Source organism: uncultured Blautia sp., assembly GCF_902497045.1.
Lineage (GTDB): Bacteria > Bacillota > Clostridia > Lachnospirales > Lachnospiraceae > Blautia_A.
Window position 1 is genome coordinate 1 of sequence record NZ_CABVDF010000233.1, and the last position, 4,276, is coordinate 4,276.

Below are 4,276 nucleotides of genomic sequence, written 5' to 3' on the forward strand. Positions count from 1 at the left end.
TAGTGAAGAAAGGAATAATTAAATTTTTTTCAAAATTACAAAAAATAAGGAGAAAAATCATGAAATTAAGTGCAAGAAATCAGTTAAAAGGAAAAGTCGTCAGCATCAACAACGGAGCTGTAAATTCCATTGTTTCCATTGATATAGGCGGCGGAAATATCATCGTTGCCACCATTTCCTGCGCGGCAGTAGAAGAACTTGGTCTCGAAGTCGGTTCTGATGCCTATGCAGTGATCAAAGCCACTAATGTTATGGTAGGAATTGATGAATAAATTATACACGGCACAGGAAGTAGCTGAGCGTCTCAAAATAAAAAAAACGACTGTCTATGAGCTGATTAAACGAGGAGAACTGGAGTCCTCCAAAATCGGTAAACAGCTGCGGATCAGTGAAGAACAGCTTTCCCGGTATTTTCAGAAAGGAAGCGCTTCTCAGCAGGAGTCGTCCATCTCATCCCCTGGATTTCAGCCGGAAAGCTCTCTTTTAAAAAGGGATTATCTGCTTTATTCCAACGGACTCATCATCAGCGGACAGACCTCACCAGCTCTGGAATATCTGATTGAACAGATGTCTGTGCATCCTTCCGGACTTCCGGTACTGCACTCCCATCTGAATACTTACAACGGACTTTATTCTCTTTACTTTAAAAAAGTCCATGCCACCACCGCCGGAATCCTTCCAGAACATATTCCCGCCCTTCTTCCCGGAATTTCCACAGCTGCTCTTCTTCTCTATGAATACGATCTGGGATTTTATGTCCAAAAAGAGAATCCCCTGGACATCTTTTCTGCCAAAGATCTGATTCAGCCGGAGATTATTCTTGCCAACAGAGAAAAGGGAAGTACAGGGAGAATGTATCTGGACATCCTTCTAAAAGAATTAAATATTTCTGCAGACAGAATCAATGGTTATCAGAAAGAACATGTGTCCGACCTGTCTACCGCCAATGCAGTAATCAGCCAACAGGCTGATACCGCCTTTGGTTCAGGGTCTGTTGCCTTTCAGCTGAAAGATCTGGATTTTATTCCAGTAAAAAAGCTTCCCATGTTCCTTGTAATGGAAAAGGATTCCATAAACAAGCCAGGTTTTTCTGCTCTGATCGACATTGTACGCTCCAGGGAATTCCAAACCGTTCTGGAAATGCAAAACGGCTGCGGAACATCCCGTACGGGAGAGTTGATGTATCTATGATTGTGTTTATTCTAAAAAAGTTCGTATGCTCTATGTGTTATTTTTACAATCACATGAACATACGAACTTTTTTTCATAATCTCTGTTTTGTTTTACATTCCTTACTCTGCTGTATCATAGTTTCCGTCATCACTTCCTCCGCCATCTACCATACCATCGTCGTTTCCGCCGTCGTCATAATTTCCGTCGTCATAGTTTCCATCATCAGAGTTTCCGTCATCAGAGTTTCCATCATCAGAATTTCCGTCATCACTGTCTCCATCATCGGAGTTTCCATTGTCATTACTTCCGCCATCGCTGCTTTCATCATCGGAGCTTCCATCGTCACTGCTTCCGTCATCAGAGCTTCCGTTATCACTGTTTCCATTGTCGTAGCTTTCATCATCCTGATCATCTTCCTCTGAATAATCGTCAGATGCCCCTGTCTGCTGCGAATTCTCTTTTGTATCTTTTTCCTTTTTATCGGTCAGGCTCATATAGCGAAGATAAGCCACTCCCATATCCTGGTCATAAGTCAGGACTGCTTTTTCCATATCACCTAATTCTACACTGTAAATTTCATAAATATCTCCATCCGCAGTTACGATTTTCATATCATAAAGATTCTCGCTGTCTGCAGTTTCATCTTCGGAGACAGTTTCCTCTTCATGACTGTCTGATTCAGGTGTATAAAACAGTTGTACCTGTTCTGATTTTTTTATAGATGTCTCAGAAGGAATCAGATTTTCTCCCCATTCATCCTCACCTGATACCATCAGATAAAATTCCCGGATCTTTGTGCTAAGGTTGTTTGTCAGATATACATATTTTGATTTTGAATTCTTTTCTCCAATTGAACGAGGAGCCGGGGTAGATGTAGGAGCCGGTGTCGCTGTTGCCGGAACTGCTGTAGGAACTGCTGTAGGAGCCGCAGCTGGTACTGTCGGTTCCGCCTCTGGCTCAGAGGATTTACCGCATCCCGAAAAAGTCAGAGCTACTGCTGTACTTACTGTCAATAACATTTTCATAGAATTTTTCATGTTGATTCAACCTGCCTTTCCGGATCCGTCACCAAAGGATCCATTAAACTCATACTTCATCCTTCTCCCACTGGAAGGTACAGGCAACCGCTTTTTTCCATCCCTTTAAAAGCTTCTTTCTGTTTTCTTCTGTGATTGACGGAGAAAATAATCTTTCCTGTTTCCAGTTTTTCTCTATCTCAACTGCATCTTTCCAAAAACCTGCTGCAAGGCCTGCCAAATACGCCGCTCCCAGAGCGGTTGTTTCAATACAGCTTGGACGTACCACCTGTGCATCCAGAATATCTGACTGAAACTGCATCAAAAAGTTATTGGCGCTTGCGCCTCCATCTACCCGAAGAGAATTTAATTTCATATGGGAATCTCTTTCCATGGCCTGGATTACATCTGTCACCTGATATGCAAGAGATTCTACGGTAGCCCGTATCAGATGTGCCTTGCCAGCACCTCTGGTAAGTCCCAGAATCGCACCTCTGGCATATTGATCCCAGTAAGGTGCTCCTAATCCGGTAAAAGCCGGAACTACATAAACTCCATTTGTATCAGGTACTGAAAGGCAGTAAAATTCAGATTCCGGGGCACTGTCCAGAATCTTCACCTCGTCTCTGAGCCACTGGATTGCTGCACCTGCTACAAACACACTTCCTTCCAGAGCATACCCTGGAGTTCCGTCTGGATTTACTGCAATCGTAGTCAAAAGTCCGTTTTCTGATCTTACCGCTTTATCTCCTGTATGCATCAGAAGAAAACAGCCTGTTCCGTATGTATTTTTCACATCTCCTGCCCGGAAACAGCACTGACCAAACAGAGCGGCCTGCTGGTCGCCTGCCGCACCGGAAATAGGAATCCTGCCGCCGATCAGATTTTCATTGGTATATCCATAAATGCAGCTGCTTGGTTTCACCTCCGGCATCATGGACCGTGGAATCTGAAGTCTTTCCAGAATTTCTTCATCCCATTGTTTTTTGTGGATGTCAAATAACATTGTACGAGAAGCGTTTGTATAATCTGTAACATGAACCTGACCCTTGGTAAGTTTCCATATCAGCCAGGTATCTACTGTTCCAAAAAGCAGCTCCCCTCTTTCTGCTGCCTCTCTTGCCCCGTCTACATAATCCAGTATCCATTTAATCTTTGTACCGGAAAAATATGCATCAGGGATCAATCCTGTTTTTTCTCTGATTTTGTCTGCAAATCCGTCTTTTTTCAGTTCTTCTATCATATCAGCAGTGCGGCGGCACTGCCAGACAATTGCCGGATACACAGGATTTCCTGTTCTTTTGTCCCAGACAATTGTTGTTTCTCTTTGGTTTGTGATGCCAATGGCTGCAATATCTCCGGCATCTGCACCAATGCGCCCCATAGCCTCTATAGCTACTGCCATCTGAGAGGACCAGATTTCATGCGGATCATGTTCTACCCATCCCGGTTTCGGATAATACTGTGCAAACTCCTTTTGTGCCAGACTGCATATATTTCCTGCCTTGTCAAACAGAATACAGCGTGAACTGGTCGTTCCCTGATCCATTGCCATTACATATTTTCCCATAAGTATGTACCTCCATTTCCGGCTGCTGTTTGCTTATTTTCGATCAGCCTGCTTTTCCCCCAAAAAGATATTATCCGTTCTTATGCCAGAATATTTTTTCCGAAAAAGTATCCCAGCACAAGAATACCCAGCACGATCCTGTACCATCCAAACGCTTTGAAATCATGTTTTTTGATATAGCCCATCAGAAATTTAATAGCCAGAATCGACACGATAAACGCCACTGCCATACCTGTGATCAGAATCATTACCTCACTTGCTGTAAATGCAAAACCGAATTTCACCAGTTTCAGAAGACTTGCTCCCACCATAACAGGAATTGCAAGGAAAAAGGTAAATTCTGCAGCAACTGTCCGAGAAGTTCCCACCAGTATTCCTCCAATGATAGTAGAACCTGATCTGGATGTTCCCGGTATCACTGAAAGAACCTGGAATACACCGATCAAAAATGCTGTTTTAAAGCTCATATCCTGAAGGGATCTGCAGGTTGGACGTCTTTTTTTATTATAATTTTCAA

At 43.1% G+C, this 4,276-nt stretch carries 5 protein-coding genes; 2 read left to right on the top strand and 3 right to left on the bottom strand.

The window, feature by feature from the left end; genetic code table 11:
- Window positions 1-59 precede the first annotated feature (59 nt).
- Together RDS42_RS12865 and RDS42_RS12870 are read left to right on the top strand one after the other, a co-directional pair.
- On the top strand, window positions 60-272 hold the full coding sequence (locus RDS42_RS12865; RefSeq protein WP_177274684.1) for a molybdopterin-binding protein: 213 nt from the start codon (window positions 60-62) through the stop codon (window positions 270-272).
- Window positions 265-1,191 (top strand): helix-turn-helix transcriptional regulator, encoded by a 927-nt coding sequence (locus tag RDS42_RS12870; RefSeq protein WP_308784012.1) that lies wholly within the window; start codon window positions 265-267, stop codon window positions 1,189-1,191. The genes RDS42_RS12865 and RDS42_RS12870 overlap by 8 nt, the downstream gene beginning before the upstream one ends.
- Window positions 1,192-1,292: 101 nt before the next feature.
- Here the strand turns inward: RDS42_RS12870 and RDS42_RS12875 are convergent, their stop codons facing one another.
- The 3 genes from RDS42_RS12875 to RDS42_RS12885 form a co-directional block, all read right to left on the bottom strand.
- The gene (locus RDS42_RS12875) at window positions 1,293-2,210 is read right to left on the bottom strand and encodes a hypothetical protein (RefSeq protein WP_308784013.1); all 918 of its coding nucleotides are present in this window, start codon (window positions 2,208-2,210) and stop codon (window positions 1,293-1,295) included.
- A gap of 49 nt (window positions 2,211-2,259) precedes the next feature.
- Window positions 2,260-3,759, bottom strand: a complete 1,500-nt coding sequence (glpK, locus tag RDS42_RS12880; protein ID WP_308784014.1) for a glycerol kinase GlpK — start codon at window positions 3,757-3,759, stop codon at window positions 2,260-2,262.
- A gap of 80 nt (window positions 3,760-3,839) precedes the next feature.
- A partial coding sequence (locus RDS42_RS12885) for an undecaprenyl-diphosphate phosphatase (protein ID WP_308784015.1) occupies window positions 3,840-4,276 on the bottom strand: 437 nt, incomplete at its 5' end.

Bases quoted from the DNA above. Each gene is read 5' to 3' on its own strand.
- RDS42_RS12875 (WP_308784013.1), bottom strand. From the start codon at position 2,210: ATGAAAAATTCTATGAAAATGTTATTGACAGTAAGTACAGCAGTAGCT.
- RDS42_RS12870 (WP_308784012.1), top strand. From the start codon at position 265: ATGAATAAATTATACACGGCACAGGAAGTAGCTGAGCGTCTCAAAATA.
- glpK (WP_308784014.1), bottom strand. From the start codon at position 3,759: ATGGGAAAATATGTAATGGCAATGGATCAGGGAACGACCAGTTCACGC.
- RDS42_RS12865 (WP_177274684.1), top strand. From the start codon at position 60: ATGAAATTAAGTGCAAGAAATCAGTTAAAAGGAAAAGTCGTCAGCATC.